The organism is Porphyromonas uenonis 60-3 (assembly GCF_000174775.1).
Classification (GTDB): domain Bacteria; phylum Bacteroidota; class Bacteroidia; order Bacteroidales; family Porphyromonadaceae; genus Porphyromonas; species Porphyromonas uenonis_A.
In genome coordinates, this window is record NZ_ACLR01000050.1 from 1 (window position 1) to 510 (window position 510).

The following is a 510-nucleotide window of genomic DNA, read 5'->3' on the forward strand; positions in this document are numbered from 1 at the left end:
CATTCTTGTCTGTTTGGTATCGCTTGTCAGGTATACGGGGTAAGCCACTAATAGTCGCAAAGGGCACTGGGACAGAATCAGGAGAGAGGCATTGATAGAGACAAGCTCCATCTTCTATACGCACACCGTTGGCGACAACTTTTCGTTTCTCATTTGTTGTTGGGTCAGTATAAGTCACCTCGGGAGACTTACTAATGAGTAACACTTCGTACTTACCTTGCTTTTTTAGAGCTGGCACAAGCACTCCGTTAGGATATTGAGGCGCAACAGGAGCTGGTGGTGCAGGAACAGGTGTTTTCACCCCATCAATGTAGTAGTAACCATCTACGATAGTTACTACGGGCTTATGATTAGGCTTAATTGCTATACCTGTGTCCGCACCATTGATATAGTAGTTGCCGTTCTCGCCTTGCGCTACGTCGCCAATCGGAGGAATTTGACTGTTGTCAGGAGAGGGCGTATTGCCCCCTCCTGACTGCTCAGACAGCTTAAACTCTAAGAGCAAGCTTT

Annotated in this window: 1 protein-coding gene; it reads right to left on the reverse strand. The window is 47.1% G+C overall.

The genetic code is table 11. The features are described 5' to 3' along the window. A partial coding sequence (locus PORUE0001_RS01505; protein WP_039865264.1) for a hypothetical protein occupies positions 1-510 on the reverse strand: 510 nt, incomplete at both ends.